Annotated in this window: 21 protein-coding genes; 14 read left to right on the forward strand and 7 right to left on the reverse strand. The window is 68.5% G+C overall.

Going from position 1 to position 22,125, the window contains the following annotated elements; genetic code table 11:
• The first annotated feature begins 172 nt into the window (after positions 1 to 172).
• Positions 173 to 592: a hypothetical protein gene (locus BR07_RS27860; protein WP_051613347.1), complete on the forward strand. Its 420-nt coding sequence runs from the start codon at positions 173 to 175 to the stop codon at positions 590 to 592.
• A gap of 7 nt (positions 593 to 599) precedes the next feature.
• Here the strand turns inward: BR07_RS27860 and BR07_RS0112290 are convergent, their stop codons facing one another.
• On the reverse strand, positions 600 to 1,181 hold the full coding sequence (locus tag BR07_RS0112290; protein ID WP_027505704.1) for a type II toxin-antitoxin system PemK/MazF family toxin: 582 nt from the start codon (positions 1,179 to 1,181) through the stop codon (positions 600 to 602).
• Positions 1,182 to 1,310: 129 nt separating this feature from the next.
• On the opposite strand from BR07_RS0112290, the gene BR07_RS24380 reads away from it, so the two are divergent.
• The 3 genes from BR07_RS24380 (at position 1,311) to BR07_RS0112310 (ending at position 4,992) form a co-directional block, all read left to right on the forward strand.
• Complete coding sequence (locus BR07_RS24380) at positions 1,311 to 2,315, forward strand: iron-siderophore ABC transporter substrate-binding protein (RefSeq protein WP_051613348.1); 1,005 nt, start codon at positions 1,311 to 1,313, stop codon at positions 2,313 to 2,315.
• Between the two features lie 69 nt (positions 2,316 to 2,384).
• A complete protein-coding gene (gene lepA / locus BR07_RS0112305; RefSeq protein ID WP_269320095.1) occupies positions 2,385 to 4,271 on the forward strand; it encodes a translation elongation factor 4 in 1,887 nt (628 codons plus the stop codon).
• 28 nt (positions 4,272 to 4,299) lie between these two features.
• Positions 4,300 to 4,992, forward strand: coding sequence for a TetR/AcrR family transcriptional regulator (locus BR07_RS0112310; RefSeq protein ID WP_051613349.1), 693 nt, complete (start codon positions 4,300 to 4,302; stop codon positions 4,990 to 4,992).
• 3 nt (positions 4,993 to 4,995) lie between these two features.
• Here BR07_RS0112310 and BR07_RS0112315 read toward each other — a convergent pair whose 3' ends face one another.
• Positions 4,996 to 7,044: a glycoside hydrolase family 15 protein gene (locus BR07_RS0112315; RefSeq protein ID WP_027505707.1), complete on the reverse strand. Its 2,049-nt coding sequence runs from the start codon at positions 7,042 to 7,044 to the stop codon at positions 4,996 to 4,998.
• Positions 7,045 to 7,111: 67 nt separating this feature from the next.
• Between BR07_RS0112315 and BR07_RS24385 the strand changes: the two genes are divergently transcribed.
• The 6 genes from BR07_RS24385 to BR07_RS0112345 all read left to right on the forward strand — a co-directional run bounded on the left by BR07_RS24385 (position 7,112) and on the right by BR07_RS0112345 (position 11,446).
• The gene (locus BR07_RS24385; RefSeq protein ID WP_037185709.1) at positions 7,112 to 7,351 is read left to right on the forward strand and encodes a hypothetical protein; all 240 of its coding nucleotides are present in this window, start codon (positions 7,112 to 7,114) and stop codon (positions 7,349 to 7,351) included.
• A 117-nt stretch (positions 7,352 to 7,468) separates the two neighbouring features.
• The gene (locus BR07_RS27885) at positions 7,469 to 7,558 is read left to right on the forward strand and encodes an Ms4533A family Cys-rich leader peptide (protein ID WP_321163718.1); all 90 of its coding nucleotides are present in this window, start codon (positions 7,469 to 7,471) and stop codon (positions 7,556 to 7,558) included.
• 120 nt (positions 7,559 to 7,678) lie between these two features.
• Positions 7,679 to 8,698 (forward strand): sulfate ABC transporter substrate-binding protein, encoded by a 1,020-nt coding sequence (locus BR07_RS0112330; protein WP_027505708.1) that lies wholly within the window; start codon positions 7,679 to 7,681, stop codon positions 8,696 to 8,698.
• Positions 8,699 to 8,700: 2 nt separating this feature from the next.
• Positions 8,701 to 9,603, forward strand: a complete 903-nt coding sequence (cysT, locus tag BR07_RS0112335; protein WP_081821252.1) for a sulfate ABC transporter permease subunit CysT — start codon at positions 8,701 to 8,703, stop codon at positions 9,601 to 9,603.
• Positions 9,600 to 10,403, forward strand: coding sequence for a sulfate ABC transporter permease subunit CysW (cysW, locus tag BR07_RS0112340; RefSeq protein ID WP_027505710.1), 804 nt, complete (start codon positions 9,600 to 9,602; stop codon positions 10,401 to 10,403). Before cysT ends, cysW begins: the two co-directional genes overlap by 4 nt.
• Positions 10,400 to 11,446 carry a sulfate/molybdate ABC transporter ATP-binding protein gene (locus BR07_RS0112345; RefSeq protein WP_051613350.1) on the forward strand — a complete coding sequence of 349 codons (1,047 nt, stop codon included), beginning with the start codon at positions 10,400 to 10,402 and terminating at the stop codon, positions 11,444 to 11,446. The genes cysW and BR07_RS0112345 overlap by 4 nt, the downstream gene beginning before the upstream one ends.
• Positions 11,447 to 11,806: 360 nt before the next feature.
• On the opposite strand, the gene BR07_RS24390 is transcribed toward BR07_RS0112345, so the two are convergent.
• The 4 genes from BR07_RS24390 to BR07_RS0112365 all read right to left on the reverse strand — a co-directional run bounded on the left by BR07_RS24390 (position 11,807) and on the right by BR07_RS0112365 (position 16,989).
• Positions 11,807 to 13,540: a GTP-binding protein gene (locus BR07_RS24390; RefSeq protein ID WP_231476331.1), complete on the reverse strand. Its 1,734-nt coding sequence runs from the start codon at positions 13,538 to 13,540 to the stop codon at positions 11,807 to 11,809.
• 23 nt (positions 13,541 to 13,563) lie between these two features.
• Positions 13,564 to 14,490 carry a sulfate adenylyltransferase subunit CysD gene (gene cysD / locus BR07_RS0112355; protein WP_027505712.1) on the reverse strand — a complete coding sequence of 309 codons (927 nt, stop codon included), beginning with the start codon at positions 14,488 to 14,490 and terminating at the stop codon, positions 13,564 to 13,566.
• Positions 14,487 to 15,218, reverse strand: a complete 732-nt coding sequence (locus BR07_RS0112360) for a phosphoadenylyl-sulfate reductase (RefSeq protein WP_027505713.1) — start codon at positions 15,216 to 15,218, stop codon at positions 14,487 to 14,489. Before BR07_RS0112360 ends, cysD begins: the two co-directional genes overlap by 4 nt.
• A 70-nt stretch (positions 15,219 to 15,288) precedes the next feature.
• Positions 15,289 to 16,989 (reverse strand): nitrite/sulfite reductase, encoded by a 1,701-nt coding sequence (locus tag BR07_RS0112365; protein ID WP_027505714.1) that lies wholly within the window; start codon positions 16,987 to 16,989, stop codon positions 15,289 to 15,291.
• A 298-nt stretch (positions 16,990 to 17,287) separates the two neighbouring features.
• Here BR07_RS0112365 and hemW point away from each other — a divergent pair, with 298 nt between their 5' ends.
• Complete coding sequence (gene hemW / locus BR07_RS24395; RefSeq protein WP_051613387.1) at positions 17,288 to 18,463, forward strand: radical SAM family heme chaperone HemW; 1,176 nt, start codon at positions 17,288 to 17,290, stop codon at positions 18,461 to 18,463.
• Positions 18,464 to 18,590: 127 nt separating this feature from the next.
• On the opposite strand, the gene BR07_RS0112385 is transcribed toward hemW, so the two are convergent.
• Entirely contained in the window at positions 18,591 to 18,896 is a 306-nt protein-coding gene (locus BR07_RS0112385; RefSeq protein ID WP_027505715.1) for a type II toxin-antitoxin system VapB family antitoxin, read from the reverse strand.
• Between the two features lie 107 nt (positions 18,897 to 19,003).
• On the opposite strand from BR07_RS0112385, the gene hrcA reads away from it, so the two are divergent.
• The 3 genes from hrcA to BR07_RS0112400 all read left to right on the forward strand — a co-directional run bounded on the left by hrcA (position 19,004) and on the right by BR07_RS0112400 (position 22,052).
• Complete coding sequence (hrcA, locus tag BR07_RS0112390; RefSeq protein ID WP_027505716.1) at positions 19,004 to 20,047, forward strand: heat-inducible transcriptional repressor HrcA; 1,044 nt, start codon at positions 19,004 to 19,006, stop codon at positions 20,045 to 20,047.
• A 73-nt stretch (positions 20,048 to 20,120) separates the two neighbouring features.
• Positions 20,121 to 21,272 (forward strand): molecular chaperone DnaJ, encoded by a 1,152-nt coding sequence (dnaJ, locus tag BR07_RS0112395; protein ID WP_027505717.1) that lies wholly within the window; start codon positions 20,121 to 20,123, stop codon positions 21,270 to 21,272.
• A gap of 18 nt (positions 21,273 to 21,290) precedes the next feature.
• Positions 21,291 to 22,052, forward strand: a complete 762-nt coding sequence (locus tag BR07_RS0112400) for a 16S rRNA (uracil(1498)-N(3))-methyltransferase (RefSeq protein ID WP_027505718.1) — start codon at positions 21,291 to 21,293, stop codon at positions 22,050 to 22,052.
• Positions 22,053 to 22,125 lie beyond the last annotated feature (73 nt).

Genomic DNA, 22,125 nt, shown 5'->3' on the forward strand with positions numbered 1-22,125 from the left:
GGATGGTTCGAAGGAATGTGACGCGGGATGTGGCGCCCGTGAGGAAGGGGAAGAGGGGGGCGGAGAATCACATCCGCACGGACACGGTAGCACCGCGGCATGGATGTGCGCCAGAGCCGGCCGGAGCTGACGACCCTCGCGGCGTCCGGGCGGAGGTGATTCACTGGAGACCATGTCGGCCACCGGATGGTTCCTCGTCGCCCTGATCGTTCTCGTCGCCGCCGTTCTCGCGTTCCGACTTCTCGGACGCGCCGCATCCGGCAGGCCCACGACCTCCGGCGAGGTCGGAACGGTCGGCCTGGACGACGGTGCTCGCGCCGAGATTCATCGACTGCTGGCCGCCGACAAGAAGATTCAGGCGATCAAGGTCTATCGGGAGCGAACTGGCGCCGGACTGCGCGACGCGAAGGTGGCGGTCGAGTCCCTCGAACGCGGTGAGTCCCTCACGCCGGGCCCGGCGCAGTGGGACGACCTCGTTCCACGCCTCACGGCACTGAAGAACGAGGGACAGGCGATCGTCGCGATCAAGTTGCTCCGCGAGCGGACCGGGTTGTCACTGCTCGAGGCCAAGAACGCCGTCGATCGACTGTGATCCGAGTTCAGTGCCAGGAGAAGTCGGAGCGCAGGCGCTGTGCCACCAGGTCGAAACGATCACGGGGGAGGACGGCTCCCTCTCGTCGGATCCCGCCCTCGGGAACGTCGAGCACGCGGTCGAGACGGACCCAACTCGGGCGTCCCTGCGCGTCCCACGGCCCGCCTCCGAGGCCGAGCCAGTCGCGGTCGCCGTCGTGCTTGCTCTGACTCGAGAGCATGAGGCCGAGCAGAGTGGAACCGTCGCGGCCGACCACGAGCACCGGTCGATCCTTGCCCTGCGACGGATCCTCCTCGTAGGCCACCCACGTCCACACGACCTCGCCCGGGTCCGCGGCGCCGTCCAGCGCGGGGGAGTACTCGATGCGCCGTGCGCGCATGGCGGTGGGAATCGAGGTCGACGTCACGGGCCGTCCCGACGGTGCTCCGGTGGGTGACGTGCCACCGGCACCGGACGCGCCGATGCGTGAACCCAACGACTGCGTCACCTTGTCGAGGGCGCCGGACCGCTGCAGCTGCCGGAACAGGCGCGGGCCTTCCGCCACTGCGAGTCGTCCCAGTTTCTTGCCGATCGACGCCAGAGTTGCCATGCCGACCAGGCTACCGAGACCCGAGGACGTAGCTCACCACCGTGAGTGAGGTTCGGCTACCCTAAGTCCGATTTCGGGAGATTCCCGATGTGAAAGAGGGTTGTCGTGAGGCGTGGAAGTGTCGGACGTGTGGGTTACCGCACGGTGGTGGCCGTCGGATTGAGTGTCCTGGCGCTGGTGTCGGCGTGCTCGTCCGACACCGAGAGCGGATCGACCGAGGGGTCGGTGACCGTGACTCACGCCTACGGCGAGACCGTCGTGCCGGCCGATCCGCAGCGTGTGGTCTCGGTCGGACTGACCGAGCAGGACACCCTGCTGGCTCTCGGCGTCGTTCCCGTCGGTGTCACGGAGTGGTACGGAGAGCAGCCGGACGCGACGTGGCCCTGGGCTCACGATCTGCTGGGTGACGCCCGGCCCGAGGTGCTCACCCAGGACGACGGCATCCAGTTCGAGAAGGTCACCGCCCTCGAACCCGACCTCATCATCGGCACCAACGCCGGCATGACGCAGGACGACTACACCCGGTTGAGCGCCATCGCCCCGACCATCGCCCACAGCGACGTCGATTCCCCCTACTTCGAGCCGTGGGATCAGCAGACCCGCACCATCGGAGCCGCGCTCGGCAAGCCCGACGAGGCGGAGGCGCTCGTCGAGAACGTCCGCACCCGGTACCGAGAGGCCGCCGAGGCCCACCCCGAGTTCGCGGGGAAGAAGGCCGTCCTCCTGCAGAACGCGATCTACGACGGCAACGCCATCGCCTATCAGGACGGTCTGAGCACCGACTTCCTCACCTCGCTCGGGTTCGAGATCCCGTCCGAGCTCGACGCCTTCGTCCAGGAGGAGGACGCCCAGGCGTACATCCCGTTGGAGAACCTCTCCGTGCTCGACACCGCCGACGTGCTGCTCTGGGCCACCGAGTCCCCGGAGGACCGCGCGACCCTCGAGGCCGACCCGGTCTACTCGTCGTTGCAGGAGGTGCGGGAGAACAGGCTCGTCTTCACCGACGCGATCACGGCCGGCGCCATCTACTTCACCTCGCCGCTGAGCCTGCCGTACCTGCTCGACTCGCTCGTACCGGCATTCGAGAGCACCCTCGCGGGTGCCGGAGCGGCCACCACCACGGCCCCCGCCTGACCCCTCCGGCCTGCCCGCCCCACCTGCACGACCGGCCTCCGGCCTGCCCGGGACCCCGGCCGTGGTGACGTGCAGATATTCTGTACGTCACCACGGCCGTCTCGTCAGGAGTACCCCATCACCAATTTTGCGGACACGACGTTCACGGATCCCACCAGGATCCGTAACTTCTGCATCATCGCCCACATCGACCATGGCAAGTCGACGCTGGCCGACCGCATGCTGCAGCTCACCGGTGTCATCGACGACCGGTCGATGCGCGCGCAGTACCTCGATCGCATGGACATCGAGCGTGAGCGCGGCATCACCATCAAGGCGCAGAACGTCCGCCTGCCGTGGAAGGTGGGGGACACCGAGCACGTCCTGCACCTGATCGACACCCCCGGGCACGTCGACTTCACCTACGAGGTGTCGCGTGCACTCGAGGCGTGCGAGGGTGCCGTGCTCCTCGTCGACGCTGCACAGGGCATCGAGGCGCAGACGCTCGCGAACCTCTACCTGGCACTCGAGAAGGATCTGACGATCATTCCGGTGCTGAACAAGATCGACCTGCCCGCGGCCGACCCCGACCGCTACGCCGCGGAGATCGCCCACATCGTCGGCTGCGAGGCGGACGACGTGCTGCGCGTCTCGGGCAAGACCGGCATGGGCGTCGAGGCATTGCTCGACGAGGTGGTCCGTCTGGTGCCCGCGCCGGTCGGCGACGCCGACGGCCCCGCACGCGCCATGATCTTCGACTCCGTCTACGACGCGTACCGCGGCGTGGTGACGTACGTGCGTGTGGTGGACGGCAAGATCCTGCCGCGCGAGAAGGTCACCATGATGTCGACCGGTTCGACGCACGAGCTCGTCGAGGTGGGCATCGTCTCGCCGGACCCCAAGGCGACGAAGGGCCTCGGCGTCGGTGAGGTGGGCTATCTCATCACCGGCGTCAAGGACGTGCGTCAGTCGAAGGTGGGAGACACCGTCACCAGCGCCCGCAACGGCGCGACCGAAGCGCTCACCGGATATCGCGAGCCACGGCCGATGGTCTACTCGGGTCTCTACCCGGTGGACGGGTCCGATTACCCCGATCTGCGCGACGCCCTCGAGAAGTTGCAGCTCAACGACGCCGCCCTCACCTACGAACCGGAGACGTCCGTCGCTCTCGGGTTCGGGTTCCGCTGCGGATTCCTCGGTCTGCTGCACATGGAGATCACCCGCGAGCGCCTCGAGCGCGAGTTCGGGCTCGACCTGATCTCGACCTCGCCCAACGTCGTGTACCGGGTGGAGATGAACGACGGCGCCGAGCACATCGTCACCAACCCGTCGTACTGGCCGGAAGGCAAGGCGCGCGCCGTGTTCGAGCCGATGGTCAAGTGCACCATCATCTCGCCGAGCGAGTTCATCGGGTCCATCATGGAGCTGTGCCAGAGCCGCCGCGGTGAGCTCGGCGGCATGGACTACCTGTCGGAGACCCGCGTCGAGCTGCGCTACACCATCCCGATGGCCGAGATCATCTTCGACTTCTTCGACATCCTCAAGTCACGCACCCGCGGCTACGCGAGCCTCGACTACGAGGAGATCGGCGAGGAGTCGGCCAACCTGGTGAAGGTGGACATCCTGCTGCAGGGCGAAGCCGTCGACGCGTTCTCGGCCATCGTGCACGCCGACGCGGCCGGTGCCTACGGCAACAAGATGACCACCCGACTCAAGGACCTGATCCCGCGCCAGCAGTACGAGATCCCGATCCAGGCGGCGATCGGGTCGAAGATCATCGCGCGCGAGAACATCCGTGCGATCCGCAAGGACGTCCTGGCGAAGTGCTACGGCGGTGACATCAGCCGTAAGCGCAAACTGCTCGAGAAGCAGAAGGCCGGCAAGAAGCGGATGAAGACCATCGGTCGTGTCGACGTGCCACAGGAGGCGTTCGTCGCCGCCCTGTCCACCGACGCGTCCGCGGACAAGAAGAAGTAGGTCCGCGGTCGCTCCCGCGGGGACACCCATGACCAGGACCCCGCCGGCCGGCACCGGGTCCGCCGCCGACGACGATCCGCCGTCGCTGGCCGACGCGGACCTGCTCCGTACTCCGCCGGCGACGCCGCGCGGAGTGCGCACGCGCGCTGCACTCGTCGCGGCGGCGCGGGTGGTGTTCGAGCGTGCCGGGTACCTCGATGCCCGTCTGGTGGACATCACCGCCGAGGCTCGCTGTTCGTCCGGCACGTTCTACACCTACTTCGCGAGCAAGGAAGAGATCTTCGCGGCGGTGCTCGAGGTGTCGCAGGACGACATGATGCACCCCGGTACCGAACACGTGCCGGACGACGGTGATCCGGTCGCCGTCATCGAGGCGAGCACGCGCGCGTACTTCGAGGCGTACGAACGCAACGCGAAGCTGATGGAACTGCTCGAACAGGTGGCGGCCATCGACATCCGGTTCCGGCGGCTCCGACGCAACCGTGCCGACGCGTTCGTCCGTCGCAACGCGCGCAGCATCGCCGGTCTCCAGCGACGAGGCCTGGCGGACAGCGGCGTGGATCCCGTCGTCGCATCACTCGCGTTGTCGGGCATGATCTCCCGGCTGGCGTTCACCCATTTCGTGGTGGAGCCGTCCCTCGGCGAGCCGCCGACGTGGTCGTCGGATCAGCTGGTGCACGCGGCGACGCGCCTGTGGGTCAACGCCCTCCGACTCGACTGACCGTCAGGAGTGCGGGTGGCCGTGGGCGGGCTGGAACTGCCCGGCCTGCGCTGCCTCCTCCGCCCGGATGACGTGCACCACGGCGTTGATCAGCGCGAGGTGGGTGAACGCCTGCGGGAAGTTGCCCAGGTGCCGACCCGTCTTCGCGTCGATCTCCTCCGCGTAGAGCTTCAGCGGGCTCGCGAACCCGAGCAGCCGTTCACACAGTCGCTTCGCGCGGTGCAGTTCGCCGATCTCGACCAGTGCGGACACCAACCAGAACGAGCAGATGGTGAAGGTGCCCTCCTCGCCGGAGAGCCCGTCGTCCGTGGTGTCGACGCGGTAGCGCAGTACCAGGCCGTCCTCGGTGAGCTCATCGGCGATGGCGAGCACCGTCGCCCGGACGCGCTCGTCGTCCGACGGCAGGAACCGCAGGAGCGGCACCAGCAGCAACGAGGCGTCGAGTGAGTCGTCGCCGTATCGCTGGGTGAAGACTCCGCGCGAGTCGACGCCGTGCTCGAGAACGTCGGCCTTGATCTCGTCGGCGATGCTCGACCATTCCTCAGCGTACGCCTTCTCGCCGTGCAGCACAGCAAGTTTCGCTCCGCGGTCGAGCGCCACCCAGCACATCACCTTGGACGACGTGAAGTGCTGCGGTTCCCCACGTACCTCCCAGATGCCCCGGTCGGGCTCGCGCCAGTGCTCGATCGCTTCCTCCACCTGACGCTTCAGCAAGGGCCACAGCGACTCCGGAACATTCTCCCGCGAGCGCACGTGCAGGTAGACGGAATCGAGCATCGTGCCCCAGATGTCGTGCTGCACCTGGTTGTAGGCACCGTTACCGATGCGCACAGGGACGGCTCCGTCGTACCCGGACAGGTGTCCGAGCTCCTCCTCCTCGAGCGTGCGTTCGCCGCCGATGCCGTACATCACCTGCAGCGGAACGGGTTCGCCGTCCGGGCCCGACGTCACGTCGGAGATGAAGGCGAAGAAGTCGTTGGCCTCGCGATCGAGGCCGAGCGTGTACAGACCCCACAGGGCGAAGGTGGAGTCGCGTACCCAGGCGTACCGGTAGTCCCAGTTCCGCTCTCCGCCCGGCGTCTCCGGCAACGACGTGGTGCTCGCGGCGAGCAGCGCGCCGGTCGGTGCGTACGTGAGACCCTTGAGGGTGAGCGCGCTGCGCTGCAGGAACCCGCGCCACGGATGGTCGGGAAAGCGGCCGATGGTGATCCACTGGCGCCAGCACTCCGCCGTCTGCCACATCTTCTCGGCTGACTCCTCGAAGGTGCGGGGAGGATCGAGCGTCGACCACGACAGCGCGACGAAGACGTTGTCGCCCTCCGTCATCCGAGTCCGGGCGCGGGCCTCTCGCCCCTCGAGGCCGATGCGCAGATTGGTGGTCAACTTGAGGGTGGGTTCGGTGCCGTCGCCCGCCGTGGCGGTGGCCGTCGCCTCCTCGTAGACGTTGCCGGTGTACTCCCACACGGCAGGCTTGCGGTGGTAGTCGAACGCGGGCTCACAACTCATCTCGAGCTCGACCGTTCCACTGACGCACTTCACGCTGCGGATGAGGCAGTGCTCGGCGTCCCAGTCGGACGGGGCCCGGCGGTGCGTGCGGGAGCGCTCGTCCGTGTTGTGCCACTTGCCCATCACCAGAGCGTCGCGGACCACCAACCATCCGGTCTCGGTCTGCCACGTGGTCTCGACGATCAGACCGCCCGGGAGATAGCGCCGCGCCGCGGGCACGTTCTGACCGTAGGGGCCGATGCGGAACTGCCCGGCACCGCGATCGAGCACCGCTCCGAAGATGCTGGGGGAGTCCGGTCGCGGAATGCACATCCACTCCACCGCACCGTTGCGAGCGATCAGACACGTGGTCTCGCAGTCCGACAGGAAGGCGTAGTCGTCGATCGGCGGAAACGTCGTGCGATGCGGCAGCCAGGTCTGGGCCGTGCCGGGAACGGTGTCGAGCGCGCCGCCCTCCTCGGCCGGCTCGGCCGCGCCGGGGCCGAAGACGGCTTCCCCCGCGCTGGCGACGCGGGGGACCACGGACTGTTCGTCGAACGGGCTCATCCGCCCATCATGAAGCCGTCCGGCGCCCCAGTCCACCGCGGAGAGCGAGGGACTACTGTCGTGAGGTGTGAACGCAGTGGCCACGTGGTGGGACGGAGTCGAACTCTGGATCGCCGGGTTACCGTTCGTGCCCCAGGTCGCCGTCGTCCTGCTGGTGGTCGTGCCGGCAGCGGCACTCACCGCGTACGTCGTCGACATCGTGTTGTCTGCGCTCTTCGATGCCAGGCGGCGCTACTTCCGCCGGACGCCCGCCGACCGGGATCCCGCAGCCGTGACCACCGGCAACTCCGACCCCCGAGAGAAGTGACACCGTGCCCCGCTCCCGTGTGACCCTGGCCCTCATCGCGCTGATCGTGCTGGTGATCGTCGCGTGGCTGTTGACTCGGTAGCAGGCTCTCTCCGACTTTCTGCTAAATTCTCGGCTGTGTCCGACGCAGCCCCGCACCCGATCCGCCATGAACTGGCGCTGATCGCTGTCGGCATGCTCGCGGTCGCTGACGTCGACTGTCGCTGACCCCACACGGCGCGCCCTCACCGATTCCGGCGCGTTCCGCTCGTCAGTTCCGTCCATCACCGCTGTTCATGTCCGTGCCGCCGCGCGCTCGCGTGTGCCGCACTCCTCGAGAGGTCCACCGTGTTCCCATCACGTCGTGTCCGCCTGCTGTCCGCCGCCGCCGTCGCGGCTGCCCTCACCCTGACCGCGTGCTCCACCGGGTCCTCCGACACCGTCGGGGAGACCGCCGCGTCCACGTCCGGTCCGTCGCTCACCCTCGTCGGGTACGCCGTGCCCAAGAACGGGTGGGATGCCATCGGCGCCGCGTTCGCCTCCACCGAGAACGGTGACAACGTCACCATCAACGCCGACTACGGCGCCTCGGGCAACCAGTCGCGCAAGGTCGCCGACGGCGCACCGGCCGACATCGTCAACTTCTCGGTCGAGCCCGACGTCACCCGACTGGTGAAGGCCGGCAAGGTCGACGAGGCCTGGAACCAGAACGCCTACGGTGGCGTGCCGTTCGGCTCCGTGGTGTCCATCGTGACGCGACCGGGCAACCCGAAGAACATTCGCACGTGGGAGGACCTGATCCGCCCCGACGTGCAGGTCATCAGCCCCAGCCCGCTCAGCTCCGGCTCGGCGAAGTGGAACTTGTTGGCGCCCTACGCCTCCGTGAGCAACGGCGGCCAGGATCGCCAGGCCGGCCTGGACTACGTCACCGAACTGGTGAAGCACTTCCCGGTGCAGCCCGACTCCGGCCGCTCCGCGTCCGAGGCGTTCCTCCAGGGCCAGGGCGACGTCCTGCTCAGCTACGAGAACGAGGCGCTGTTGCTCGAGGGGCAGGGTCAGCCGGTGGAGCACATCGTTCCGGACCAGACCTTCCGCATCGACAACCCCGTCGCGGTCGTCAACTCCAGCGCGAATCTCGAGCAGGCCAACGCGTTGAACGACTACCTCTACACCGCGGACGGCCAGAAGATCTGGGCCGACAGCGGTTTCCGTCCCGTCGACCCCGCAGTCGCCGCCGACTACACCGACAAGTTCCCGACGCCGCAGAAGCTGTACACCATCGACGACCTCGGTGGCTGGGCTGCGGTGGACAGTGACCTGTTCGGCGAGAACGGTGCCATCAACGCGATCTACAAGGCATCGAGCTGACCATGACGACAGAGGTCGCCGGTCGGCGAAAGTTCCTCCCTCGCCGGCCGGCCTCCGGCCTTCCCGCCCGTCGCCGGCCGGCCTCCGGCCTTCCCGCCCGTCGCCGGCCGGCCTCCCATCTTCCCGGGGGGTCGCTCACGCTCGGCACCGTCGTCCTGTGGCTCTCAGTCATCGTCCTGCTGCCCCTGGCGGCCGTGCTGAGTCGCTCCCTGTCCGACGGACCCGCCGAGTTCTGGGACGCGGTCACCGATCCGCGGGCGCTGGCCACTCTGCGCGTGACGGTGCAGGTCTCGGTGGTGGCGGCGCTGATCAACGTGGTGATGGGCACCGTCATCGCATGGGTGTTGGTGCGAGACGACTTCCCGGGCAAGTCCGTCGTCAACGCCCTGATCGACCTGCCGTTCGCCCTGCCCACCATCGTCGCGAGCCTGGTGCTCCTGTCGCTGTACGGACCGATGAGTCCGGTGGGCATCACGTTGAACGCCACCAAGGCCGGTGTCGTGCTCGCCCTCGCCTTCGTCACGCTTCCGTTCGTCGTCCGCGCGGTGCAGCCGGTCCTCATCGAGCTCGACCGGGAAGTGGAGGAAGCGGCCGCCTCGCTCGGTGCGAGCAATCTGGTGATCTTCCGGCGGGTCGTGCTGCCGGTGCTGCTGCCGTCGATCCTCTCGGGTGCCGGACTGGCGTTCTCGCGGGCACTCGGCGAGTTCGGATCCGTCGTCCTCATCGGTGGCAACATTCCCGGCGAGACGCAGATCGCGTCGCAGCTCATCCGCGAGCAGATCGAGACCGATCAGCCCGTCGACGCGGCCGCGATCTCGGTGGTGCTGTTGCTCATCGCCTTCGTGGTGCTGTTCGTGCTGCGCATCTCCGGTAGCCGCCTCGCCCGGCGGGAGGAGCAGAAGTGAAGCTGTCCACTGGAACTCGACTGAGCCTCCGTACGGTCGCGCTGCTCTATCTGGCCGTGCTGGTGGTGTTCCCGCTGGGTGCGATCCTGTACCGCACGTTCGAGAACGGCATCGTCTCGTTCTTCCAGCTCATCACCACACCGGCCGCACAGTCGGCGTTGCAGTTGTCGCTGATCATCGTTGCGATCGTCGTGCCGCTGAACGTGGTGTTCGGCGTCGTCACGGCCCTGGCTCTCGCGCGCGGCAACTTCCGTGGCAAGGGTCTCGTCCAGGCGGTCGTCGATCTCCCGTTCGCGGTGTCCCCGGTCATCGTGGGTGTCGCGCTCATCCTGCTGTGGGGTGCCGGCGGCTGGTTCGGCTTCCTCGCCGAGTGGGGCATCACGATCATCTTCGCGCTGCCCGGCATGGTACTGGCCACCATCTTCGTCACGCTGCCGTTCGTGGTGCGCGAGGTGGAACCGGTGCTGCACGAGATCGGACAGGAACAGGAGGAGGCCGCGGCCACGTTGGGCGCGACGTCGTGGCAGACCTTCTGGCGCATCACACTTCCCGCCATCCGCTGGGGGCTGACGTACGGCGTCGTCCTGACGGTCGCCCGCGCGCTCGGCGAGTTCGGTGCCGTCATCATCGTCTCCACCAACCTGCCGGGCATCTCGCAGACGCTGACGCTGCTGGTGAACGCCAGGTACGAGGACTTCAACCAACCGGGCGCGTACGCCGCCTCGACACTTCTCATGGTCGTCGCCGTCATCGTGTTGTTGCTGATGACGGTTCTGGACCGCAAGCGAACCAAGGAATGAGCACCGTGACGACGACGACCACGACGACAGAGAAGCGCACGGGCGGCATCGAGATCTCCGTCCGGGGAGCGCGGAAGAACTACGGCGACTTCGCGGCCCTCGACGACGTGTCCCTCGACATCCCGTCCGGATCGTTGACGGCGCTGCTGGGGCCCAGCGGGTCGGGAAAGTCGACACTGTTGCGGTCGATCGCCGGACTCGAGGAGCTGGACTCCGGCGTGGTGGTCATCGCCGGCGACGACGTCACGACCGTCAGTCCGCAGAAGCGCGACATCGGATTCGTCTTCCAGCACTACGCCGCGTTCAAGCACCTCACCGTGCGCAAGAACGTCGCCTTCGGGCTCGAGATCCGCAAGCGGCCCAAGGCCGAGATCGACGAGCGCGTCGATCAGCTGCTCGACATCGTCGGTCTCTCGGGATTCCAGACGCGCTTCCCGGCGCAACTGTCCGGTGGCCAGCGTCAGCGCATGGCCCTGGCCCGCGCGCTCGCCGTGGACCCGCGGGTGTTGCTGCTCGACGAGCCGTTCGGTGCCCTGGACGCCAAGGTGCGGGCCGATCTCCGCACGTGGCTCCGTCGACTGCACGACGAGGTGCACGTCACCACGGTGCTCGTCACGCACGATCAGCAGGAGGCGCTGGACGTCGCCGACCGGATCGCGGTCATGAACAAGGGCCGGATCGAGCAGGTGGGCGCTCCTCGCGATCTCTACGACACCCCGGCGAACGATTTCGTCATGTCCTTCCTCGGCGAGGTGTCGCGGCTCAACGGCCAGCTGGTCCGTCCGCACGACATCCGGGTCGGCCGCACACCGGATCTCGCGAACGCGCAGCAGACCGGCACGGCCGAGAACGCAGGGGTGTTGCGGGCGACCGTCGAGCGTGTCGTGCACCTGGGCTTCGAGGTGCGGGTGGAGCTGCGCAACGGCGCCACCAACGAGCTGTTCTTCGCGCAGATCACCCGCGGCGACAACGAGGCGCTGGGGCTGCAGAGCGGGGAGACCGTGTACGTGCGTGCCACGCGCGTGCCGGTGATCCCCGGCTGATGCACGCGCATCCCCGACGCGGGGACGTGCGTCGCGCAACGTGAGTGCTCCGCGGCCGAGCGCACATCACTTGTGTCGAGTGAACACAGGGTGCGGCATGCCGTAGGGGGTGTGCGCTCGCCACAACGCGTGTGCACACACCGTGCAGCGTCCGTGCTTGCCGCGTGAGGGCTCCGCGGCAGAGTGGACACCACTTGTGTCGAGTGAACACAGGGTGCGGCCTGCCGTAGGGGGTGTGCGCTCGCTACAACTCGTGTGCACACACCGTGCAGCAACCCCCGACGACCCTGATCCTGGACACTTGCCCCCGGTTACCGGTGGCTGGAGTCCACGATCAGGGCGCAACCCCTTCGACGGAGGCTACTTCTCCAGGGCGCGCAGCACGGCTGCCGCGACCTCGGCCGGCGTCGCGGTGTCGTCGGCATCGACGTGATGATCGGTGACCGGGATCCCGGCCGCAGCGATCTCGACTCGCGCGGCAGCGAGATCCTCGCCGTCCGACGACGAGATGGGCACGATCGCGACCACTCCGGCATCCGCGAACAACCGGGCCAACCGGGCGAGTTGCACCGTCGCGGCGCGGGTTCCGGCTGCGGCGTCGATGTCGAGGACTCCGCGGACGTTGTCACCGCCGACGATGTAGGCGGTGCGACCGGAGGCGGTCAGTGCGTCCTCGAGCGCGACGGCGACCGCGGCCTTGTGCGAGGACGGGTGGCCGGTGAGCCAGATCGTCGCACCGTGCTGACCGGTACGGCGGACACGCTCGTCGCGGGTGATCGACGACGGAACCCAGGACGGGGTGTCCGAGCGGTCGAGCACCGCGCGGGACCCCTCGATGATGCCCGCGGCCACGGTGTCGTTCGTGTGCTCGTCCAGCAGGATGAACGCACCGGAGTCGCGGTTGTCCGCGTAGTCGTCGGTCACGATCACCGCACTGGTTCGCAGCGTCACCCGCGCGATGTCGTTGAGCGACAGGTTCTCCGAGCCGGGATGCTCGTCGAGCGTCTCCGGATCGAGTCGCGAGTGAATGCGCTGCACCGTCGCGCGCACCGTGGTGGTGGTGTGCTTGATCGCCAGTCGGTCGCCGACACCGAGAGGTGCCTCCGCCAGCCAGCACACGGTGGCATCGAATTCCCGTGCGAGCGTGGGCAGGTGGGCGTCGGGCTCGCCACTGACCAGGACGTCGCCGCGTGCCACGTCGATGTCGTCGGCCAGTTCGACGGAGACGCTGAGCGGAGCCACGGCGACGTCGCGGGCGTCGTCCAGCGTGTCGAGTGCCGTGACCACACTGCGCGATCCGGACGGCAGCGCGACGATCGAGTCGCCGATCTGCACGGTGCCGGCGGACAGCCGGCCGGTGTACCGACGGCGTTCGCCGTCGGTGGGGCGAGAGACCCACTGCACGGGCAACCGCAGCTCCGTGGCGACCGGTGCGGGAGCGACCAGGTCGAGGCTCTCGAGGTGATCGAGCAGAGTGGGGCCCGTGTACCAGGGCATGGTCGAGGACGGCCGAACGACGTTGTCGCCCAGCTTCGCCGCGATCGGGATGACCAGGATCTCCGTGCCGAGGCGGGCACCGAGCTCGGCGAGCTCGCGCTCGACGTCACGGAAGCGGGACTCGTCGAAGTCGATGAGGTCCATCTTGTTGACGGTCGCCACCAGGCGGTCGACACCCACGAGCGTCGCGATCCGGGCGTGACGACGCGTCTGCCGCAACACGCCGGCGCGGGCGTCCACGAGCAGGATGGCGACGTTCGCGTTGGAGGCTCCCGTGAACATGTTGCGCGTGTAGCGCTCGTGTCCCGGGGTGTCTGCGAGGACGTAGCTGCGACTCGGCGTGGAGAAGAAGCGGTAGGCGACATCGATGGTGATGCCCTGCTCGCGCTCGGCACGCAGACCGTCCGACAGGGCGGCGAGGTCGGCCACGCCCTCCTCGTCGGTCACGGCGTCGAGGTGATCGAGCGGAAGACTGTCCGTGTCGTGCAGCAGCCGCCCGATGAGGGTGGACTTGCCGTCGTCGACGGAGCCGGCCGTGGCGATGCGCAGCAGCTGACGCGGGGCGGTGGGGGCCGGGGACACCGGAACGTCCGACATCGGAAGCGGATTGGTGATGGTCATCAGAAGTACCCCTCGCGCTTGCGATCTTCCATCGCGGCTGTGGACGTGCGGTCGTCGGCGCGGGTCTCGCCGCGCTCGGACACGGTGGCCGCGGAGATCTCCGTGATCACCCCGGCGATGTCGGTGGCGTGCGAGCGCACGGCGCCGGTGATGGTGAGGTCGCCCACCGTGCGGTAGCGCACCATCTCGACGGCAGCGGTCTCGTGCTCGGTCGGGGAGGTGAACTCCGAGGTGGCGAGCAGGATGCCGTCGCGCTCGAACACCTCGCGCTCGTGGGCGAAGTAGATGGACGGCAGTTCGAGCTGCTCGAGCTCGATGTACCGCCAGATGTCCAGCTCGGTCCAGTTGCTCAGCGGGAACACGCGGACCTGCTCACCGCGCTTGATGCGGCCGTTGTACAGCGACCACGGCTCGGGGCGTTGGGCCCGCGGATCCCACTGGCCGAACTCGTCGCGGAAGCTCAGCACACGCTCCTTGGCGCGCGCACGCTCCTCGTCGCGCCGCGCACCACCGAAGGCGGCGTCGAACTTGTTCTCCTCCAACGCGTCCAGCAACGTCCGGGTCTGGAGACGGTTGCGTGAGCCGGAGAACCCGCCGACCTCGCGGACGCGACCGGAGTCGATCGACTCCTGGACGGACGCGACGACGAGGCGATGGCCGCCCTCCTCGAGTCGTCGGTCGCGGAACTCGATGACCTCGGGGAAGTTGTGTCCGGTGTCGACGTGCATCACCGGGAAGGGAACGGGGGAGGGGCGGAACGCCTTCTCCGCCAGGCGGAGCAGGACGATGGAGTCCTTGCCCGCCGAGAACAGCAGTACGGGTCGTTCGAGCTCGGCCACCACCTCGCGGATGATGTGCACGGACTCGGCCTCGAGTGCCCGGAGCTCGTCGACGTGGGTGACGTCCACGCTCGTGGCGGCTGTCATCGGGTTCCTTCCTCGGTCGAGTGCAGTCCGCACTCGGTCTTGGTGCTGCCGGCCCAGCGACCGCTGCGCGGGTCCGCTCCGGGAGCGGGCTTGGCCGTGCACGGTGCGCACCCGATCGACGGGTAGCCCTCGTCGACGAGCGGGTTCACGAGGATGCCGTGCTCGTCGATGTAGGACTGCATCTCGTCGTCGGACCACGCCGCGATCGGGTTGATCTTCACCAGGCCGAACGCCTCGTCGAAGGAGATCAGCGGCGAGTTGGCGCGCGTGGGTGCCTCGACGCGGCGGATGCCGGTGACCCAGGCGCTGTAGTTCGCCAGCTCACGCTTCAGCGGCACGACCTTGCGCAGTGCGCAGCAGCGTGCGGGATCGCGGGCGAAGAGATCCTTGCCCTCGAGCCTGTCCTGCTCGGCCACCGACACGGTCGTCTTCGCGTCGATGACGTTGACCCCGTAGACCGACTCGACGGCGTCACGAGTACCGATGGTCTCGGCGAAGTGGTAGCCGGTCTCCAGGAAGAGCACGTCGACACCCGGATGCACCTGCGCGGCCAGATGGACCAGCGCGCCGTCCTGCATGTTCGACGCGACGATGTAGTCGTCGCCGAAGGTGTCCTCGGTCCAGCGCATGAGCTCGTCCGCCGAGGCGCCGTCCATCTCCCGCGCACCCCGCTCGGCGATGGCGCGGAGCTCGGACTCGGTCAGGTGGCGATGGGTGGCGACGCTCATGAGACAACCTTTCGCGGGCGGACGGTCCAGGAGACAACGCGAGGGCGGGACACGCGATTCCCGTGCTCGCTCACTGCAGATCCGCGTCGTCGGCGCGTACGGCCCACTGCGCGAACCGCTCGCCCTCGTCGCGCTGCTTGACGAAGTTGCGGACGACCCGGTCGATGTAGTCGCCCAGCTCGGCGCTGGTGACCTTGTGCTGGCGCAACTTCCGGCCGAAGGCACTGTCGAAGCCGAGGCTTCCACCGAGATGGACCTGGAAGCCCTCCACCTGTCCGCCGTCACCGTCGTCCACCAGTTGGCCCTTGAACCCGATGTCGGCGACCTGTGAACGAGCGCACGAGTTGGGGCAGCCGTTGATGTTCACGGTGATGGGGACGTCGAGTTGCGCGTTGACGTCGGCCAGCCGCTGCTCGAGTTCGGGGACGAGCACCTGCGAACGCTTGCGGGTCTCGGCGAAGGACAGCTTGCAGAACTCGATGCCGCTGCACGCCATCAGGTTCTTGCGCCAGATGGACGGCCGCGCCGGCAGACCCAGCGCGTCCATCTCGGCGATGAAGTCCTCGAGCTTCTCGTCGGAGATGTCCAGGACGATGAGCTTCTGGTACGGGGTGAACCGGATGCGATCCGACCCTGCCCGCGCGGCCGCGTCGGCGACCTTCGTCAGGATCGTGCCGGACACGCGGCCCGCGATGGGGGCGAGTCCGACGGCGTTGAGGCCGTTCTTCAGCTTCTGGACCCCGACGTGGTCGACGGGCCGGGTCGGCTTCTCCGGGGCGGGGCCGTCGAGAAGCGGCCGCTTCAGGTACTCGGTCTCGAGCACTTCCCGGAACTTCTCCACGCCCCAGTCCTTGACCAGGAACTTCAGCCGCGCCTTGTTGCGCAGACGCCGGTACCCGTAGTCACGGAAGATCGAGACGACGCCTTCCCACACGTCGGCGACCTCGTGCAGCGGCACCCAGACCCCGAGCCGCTGCGCGAGCATGGGATTGGTGGACAGACCGCCGCCGACCCAGACGTCGAGGCCGGGACCGTGCTCGGGATGGTTCACCCCGATGAAGGCGATGTCGTTGACCTCGTGGACCACGTCCTGCTGGCCGGAGATCGCGGTCTTGAACTTGCGGGGGAGGTTCGAGTACTCCGGCCGGCCGATGAAGCGCTCGACGATCTCGTCGATGGCGGGCGTGGGATCGAGGACCTCGTCGAGCGACTCGCCGGCGAGCGGGGAGCCCAGCACGACGCGCGGGCAGTCGCCGCACGCCTCGGTGGTCTTCAGACCGACCGACTCGATGCGGCGCCAGATCTCGGGGACGTTCTCCACCTCGATCCAGTGGTACTGCACGTTCTCCCGGTCGGACAGATCGGCGGTGTCGCGGCCGAACTCCTGCGAGATCTCACCCAGAGTGCGCAACTGCAACGCGCTGAGTGCGCCGGCATCGCAGCGGATGCGCATCATGAAGTACTTCGCTTCGAGCAGGTCGATGTTCTCGTCGCCCGTGAAGGTGCCGTCGTAGCCCTGCTCGCGCTGGGTGTAGAGCCCCCACCAGCGGAAGCGCCCGCGCAGATCGGCCTTGTCGATGCTGTCGAAACCCTGCTTGGAGTAGATGTTCTCGATCCGCGCGCGGACGTTGAGCGGGTTGTCGTCCTTCTTGCTCTGTTCGTTCGCGTTGAGCGGTTCCCGGTAGCCGAGTGCCCACTGGCCCTCGGACCTCCGCTTGGCGGGACGGGTCGACCGTGCGCGCGGCGCAGCGGTGTCGGGGGTGTTCGTCATGGGCGCTCCAAGGTCGGGCGCCGAACAGGAAGGGGTGTCTCGGAGGGCTGGTCCGCACACCTCGTCCCTGACCGGCCGGGGGGTGTGCGGGCTGGCGGGAGGGTCAGACGAGCGGCCTCAGACAGCTGCAGACGCGTGCGAGATCGACGTGGCGCCGAGCCACGAGCATGATCTCCACGACTGTCATGAGCCCCATTCTGCCACGACGCGGGTGCCTCCCCCGACCAGGGCGTCGACGAGGAGGGAGGAGGACACTGGTCCGGTGATCCCCGTTCCACTCGCTCCTCCCGCTGTCGGTGTGCTCGCACCCGAGTCGTTCGTCGATCGTCCGGCCGCGCCGTTCGGCCTCTACCTCCATGTGCCGTTCTGCGCGACGCGCTGCGGTTACTGCGACTTCAACACCTACACCGCCGGGGAGCTCGGAACGTCGGCGTCACCGCAGTCCTGGCTCGACGGGGTGCGCCGCGAGCTCGACCTCGCCGCGGCGACGTTCGCGCGGGAGTCGGGCAGCGTGCCCAGCGTCGACACCGTGTTCGTGGGCGGCGGAACGCCGTCGCTGCTCGGTGCCGACGGCCTCGCCGATCTCCTCGGTGCCGCGCGCTCGTCCTTCACGTTCTCGGCCGATGCCGAGGTGACGACGGAGTCGAATCCCGAGTCGACGTCGCCGGCCTTCTTCGACGGAATCCGCGCGGCCGGCTACACACGTGTGTCGTTGGGCATGCAGTCGGCGGCACCGCACGTGCTCGCGATCCTCGACCGCACCCACACCCCGGGACGCGCCGGGGACGCGGCACGGGAAGCGGCGGCGGCCGGGTTCGACCACGTGAACCTCGACCTCATCTACGGAACGCCGGGAGAGAGTGACGACGACCTCGACGCGTCGTTGACGGCGGTGCTCGACGCCGGTGTCGACCACGTGTCCGCGTACGCGCTCATCGTCGAGGACGGGACGGCCCTGGCGAGACGGGTGCGCCGGGGCGAGCTCCCGGCTCCGGACGACGACGTGCTGGCGTCGCGCTACGAGCGGATCGACGCGCGTCTCGGCGCGGCCGGCTTCGGGTGGTACGAGGTGTCCAACTGGGCGCGGGGCGACGGTGCGGAGTGCCGGCACAACCTGGGGTACTGGGACGGCGGTGACTGGTGGGGCATCGGTCCCGGCGCACACAGCCATGTGAACGGGACGCGGTTCTGGAACGTCAAGCATCCGGCGCGATACGCGGAGACGCTGGCGAACGGTGCGCTGCCGATCGCGGACAGCGAATCTCTCACGAGCGACGAGCAACACATGGAACGTGTCATGTTGACCGCGCGGCTGCGGGCGGGAATGGCCGCTGGTGATCTGTCGGCGGACGAGGTGGCCCGTGCGGACTCGATCGCGTCCGACGGACTGCTCGTCCGTCTGGGCGATCGGTACGTCCTCACCGACCGTGGGCGGTTGCTCGCCGACGGGGTCGTGCGCGACATTCTCGAGTGAGTGCCGCTCAGGAGAAGTAGGCGAATGCCGAGGTCACCAGTTCGATCAGATCGACTCTGCCTGCGAAGAGGTCTGTGAAGAAGGTCTGCCAGCCTGTCCATGGGTCCATACGGACAACCTATCGACTTCAGGCCCCGATCGCGTCGTAATCGAACACCCGCGCGTGCAGGACGACACGGTTTCGCAGCGCAGCCCGCACCGCCCGGTGCAGGCCGTCCTCGAGGTACACGACGCCGTGGTAGTGCACGGCATGGGGAAACAGGTCCCCGTAGAACGTGCTGTCCTCGGACAGCAGACGGTCGAGTTCGAGCACCTTCGTGGTGGTCACGATCTCGTCGAGGCGCAGCTGACGTGGCGGAATCTTGGACCAGTCGCGGAGCGACAGACCGTGCTCCGGATACGGCTTGCCGTCGCGCACTCCCTTGAAGATCACACCGGTCACAGTAGTGACTCGGGCGAGCGGAATGGGGCACCCGCGCGTCGCCGACTAGAATCGGCTGGTCCCGCACAGCCACCGGTCCCGAGCGTAGGAGGGTTGCGATGTCGAGTACGGAGGATCGACGTTTCGAGGTCCTGCGTGCCCTGGTCGCCGACTATGTCGCGACGCAGGAGCCCATCGGATCGAAAGCACTGGTCGATCGACACAACCTGGGAGTGTCCAGCGCGACCGTGCGCAACGACATGGCCGTGCTGGAGGCCGAGGGCTACATCACGCAGCCGCACACCAGCTCGGGTCGTATCCCCACCGACAAGGGCTACCGGCAGTTCGTCGACCGCATCGCCGACGTCAAGCCGCTCTCCGCGGCGGAGCGACGGGCGATCCTGCAGTTCCTCGACACCGGCGTCGACCTGGACGACGTGCTGCGGCGCGGTGTTCGCCTGCTCGCCCAGCTGACCCGTCAGGTCGCCGTCGTGCAGTACCCGACGCTGTCCGCGTCGTCGGTCCGCCATCTCGAGGTGGTGGCCCTGACGCCGGCGCGACTGTTGCTGGTGCTGATCACCGACTCCGGCCGCGTCGATCAGCGCATCGTCGAGCTCGGCGACGTCATCGACGACGAGGACCTCTCGCGTCTGCGGTCGCTGCTCGGCGGCGCGCTGGAGGGCAAGCGTCTCGCCCTGGCGTCGGCCGCGGTGGCCGAACTCGCCGAGACGGCGCCCGAGGATCTGCGCGACGCCGTGGTGCGCTCGTCGACCGTGCTGGTCGAGACGCTCGTCGAACACCCGGAGGAGCGGCTCGTGCTCGGGGGGACCGCCAACCTGACGCGCAACGCCGCCGACTTCGCCGCGCTCAGTGGGTTCCCGGGGTCGCTGCGCTCCGTGCTCGAGGCGCTGGAGGAGCAGGTCGTGGTGCTCAAGCTCATCGCGGCGACCCAGGACACCGGCCGAGTGACCGTCCGGATCGGCGAGGAGACCATGGCCCCGGAGATGCGGGGCACCTCGGTGGTCTCCACCGGCTACGGCTCGGCGGGCAACGTGCTGGGCGGTATGGGTGTGCTCGGCCCCACTCGCATGGACTACCCGGGAACGATCGCGTCGGTCGCGGCTGTTGCTCGATACATCGGAGAGGTGCTGGCCGAACGATGACGGCCGGTGCACTCACCTGCCCCACCCGAACTTTTCCCGACCCACCTTCCACCAAGAGGATATGAGTACACACGTGGCACGCGACTATTACGGAACTCTGGGCGTCGACAACAAGGCGTCGGACCAGGAGATCAAGCGCGCGTATCGCAAACTCGCGCGTGAGTTCCACCCCGACGTCAACCCCGACGAGTCGGCCCAGGCCCGCTTCAAGGACATCAGCTCCGCGTACGAGGTGCTGTCCGATCCCGAGAAGCGACGCATCGTCGATCTCGGTGGCGATCCGCTCGAGAGTGGCGGCGGAGGCGGAGCAGGCGGCTTCGGCGGTGCCGGCTTCGGCGGCGGACTGGGCGACGTGTTCGAGGCGTTCTTCGGCGGCAACGGCGGCGGCACCCGCGGACCCCGCGGTCGCGTCCAGCCCGGCTCGGACTCGCTGCTGCGCACCACGCTGACGCTGGAGGAGTGCGCCACCGGCGTCACCAAGCACATCGCCGTCGAGACGGCCGTGTTGTGCGACGTGTGCACCGGTTCCGGGACCAACGGCGACTCGACGCCGGTCCGCTGTGAGACGTGCAACGGTGCCGGCGAGGTCCAGTCGGTCCAGCGGTCGTTCCTCGGACAGGTCATGACGGCGCGTCCGTGCCCCACCTGCCGCGGCGCGGGCGAGACGATCCCCGATCCCTGCCGCAAGTGTGGCGGCGACGGGCGCGTGCGTGCCCGCCGCGAACTGGCCGTGAAGGTGCCGGCCGGTGTCGGCAGCGGGATGCGCATCCGCCTCGCGGCGCAGGGCGAGGTCGGCCCCGGCGGCGGTCCCGCCGGTGACGTGTACGCCGAGGTGGTCGAGAAGTCGCACGACGTGTTCGTACGCGACGGCGACGATCTGCACTGCACCATCCGCGTGCCGATGGCGGACGCCGCCCTGGGCACGTCCGTCAGCGTCGACGCGATTCTCGACGGTCCCACGACGATCACCGTCGACCCCGGCACGCAGCCCGGCTCGGTGCAGGTCCTGCGCGGTCACGGCATGCCCAAGCTGCGCAGCGGTGTCCGCGGCGATCTGCACGCGCACCTCGAGGTGGTCGTCCCGGCCCGCCTGGACTCCACGGAGACCAAGTTGCTGCAGCAACTGCGCACTCACCGCGAACGCGACAACGCCGAGGTGGTCACCACCGCATCGCAGCACACCGGGGGACTGTTCTCCCGTCTGCGCGACGCCTTCAGTCGCTGATCGGGCGGGGGACCACTGGTGGCGGCGACCGTCTACTTCCTCGATCCGCTGCCGTCTCCAGGGGAGTCGGGCGCGTTGGACGGGGCCGAAGGTCGGCACGCGGCCACGGTGCGCCGGACGACCGTCGGTGAGCGGCTGGTGCTGTCGGACGGCCGCGGCTCGCTCGCGGCCGTCGAGGTCACCGGCGTCGAGAAGGCCCGGCTCTCGTTCACGGTGCTCTCCGTCACCACCGCGGAGCCGCCCCGGCCCACGGTGACCGTGATCCAGGCGCTCCCGAAGTCGGAGCGCTCGGAACTGGCCGTCGAGACGGCGACCGAGGCGGGTGCGGACGCGATCGTGCCGTGGCAGTCGCTGCGCTGCGTGTCGCGATGGGACGGCCCGAAGGCCGTCAAAGGTGTCGCGAAGTGGCGGAACGCTGCCTCCGCGGCCGCCAAGCAGGCGCGGCGTGCCTTCGTTCCCGACGTCGCCGACCTGCACGACACTCGGATGGTGCGCAGCCTGGTCGAGGGCGTCGTCGCACGTGGGGGCATCGTGGTCGCGCTGCACGAGGCTGCGCCCGGGGCCTTCGCGGACCTCCCGTTCCGCGGCGCACCCGAGGTGGTGCTCGTCGTCGGACCCGAGGGCGGGCTCGACGACACGGAGATCGACATGCTCGTCGGTGCCGGCGCGACGCCCGCGCTCCTGGGGCCGACCGTCCTGCGGACATCGACCGCGGCGGCCGTGGCGTTGGGCGCGCTCGGCGTCCTGACCGATCGCTGGGACGGCGCGCCCCCTGCTTGATCTGCGGCGCGGGCCGCTGGTGCACGTGCTCCGGTTTCCGCAACCCTCTCCTGTCGCGACCGGAGCAGGTTGC

Origin of the sequence: Rhodococcus sp. UNC23MFCrub1.1 (genome assembly GCF_000686025.1) — a bacterium.
GTDB lineage: Bacteria > Actinomycetota > Actinomycetes > Mycobacteriales > Mycobacteriaceae > Rhodococcoides.

Excerpts from the sequence above, each read along its gene's own strand:
- cysD (WP_027505712.1), bottom strand. The coding sequence starts at position 14,490 with ATGACAGCCGCCACGAGCGTGGACGTCACCCACGTCGACGAGCTCCGG.
- cysT (WP_081821252.1), top strand. The coding sequence starts at position 8,701 with ATGACGACAGAGGTCGCCGGTCGGCGAAAGTTCCTCCCTCGCCGGCCG.
- BR07_RS0112290 (WP_027505704.1), bottom strand. The coding sequence starts at position 1,181 with ATGGCAACTCTGGCGTCGATCGGCAAGAAACTGGGACGACTCGCAGTG.
- BR07_RS0112315 (WP_027505707.1), bottom strand. The coding sequence starts at position 7,044 with ATGAGCCCGTTCGACGAACAGTCCGTGGTCCCCCGCGTCGCCAGCGCG.
- BR07_RS0112310 (WP_051613349.1), top strand. The coding sequence starts at position 4,300 with ATGACCAGGACCCCGCCGGCCGGCACCGGGTCCGCCGCCGACGACGAT.
- hrcA (WP_027505716.1), top strand. The coding sequence starts at position 19,004 with ATGTCGAGTACGGAGGATCGACGTTTCGAGGTCCTGCGTGCCCTGGTC.
- BR07_RS24390 (WP_231476331.1), bottom strand. The coding sequence starts at position 13,540 with ATGTCGGACGTTCCGGTGTCCCCGGCCCCCACCGCCCCGCGTCAGCTG.
- BR07_RS0112365 (WP_027505714.1), bottom strand. The coding sequence starts at position 16,989 with ATGACGAACACCCCCGACACCGCTGCGCCGCGCGCACGGTCGACCCGT.
- BR07_RS0112360 (WP_027505713.1), bottom strand. The coding sequence starts at position 15,218 with ATGAGCGTCGCCACCCATCGCCACCTGACCGAGTCCGAGCTCCGCGCC.
- BR07_RS0112345 (WP_051613350.1), top strand. The coding sequence starts at position 10,400 with ATGAGCACCGTGACGACGACGACCACGACGACAGAGAAGCGCACGGGC.
- BR07_RS27860 (WP_051613347.1), top strand. The coding sequence starts at position 173 with ATGTCGGCCACCGGATGGTTCCTCGTCGCCCTGATCGTTCTCGTCGCC.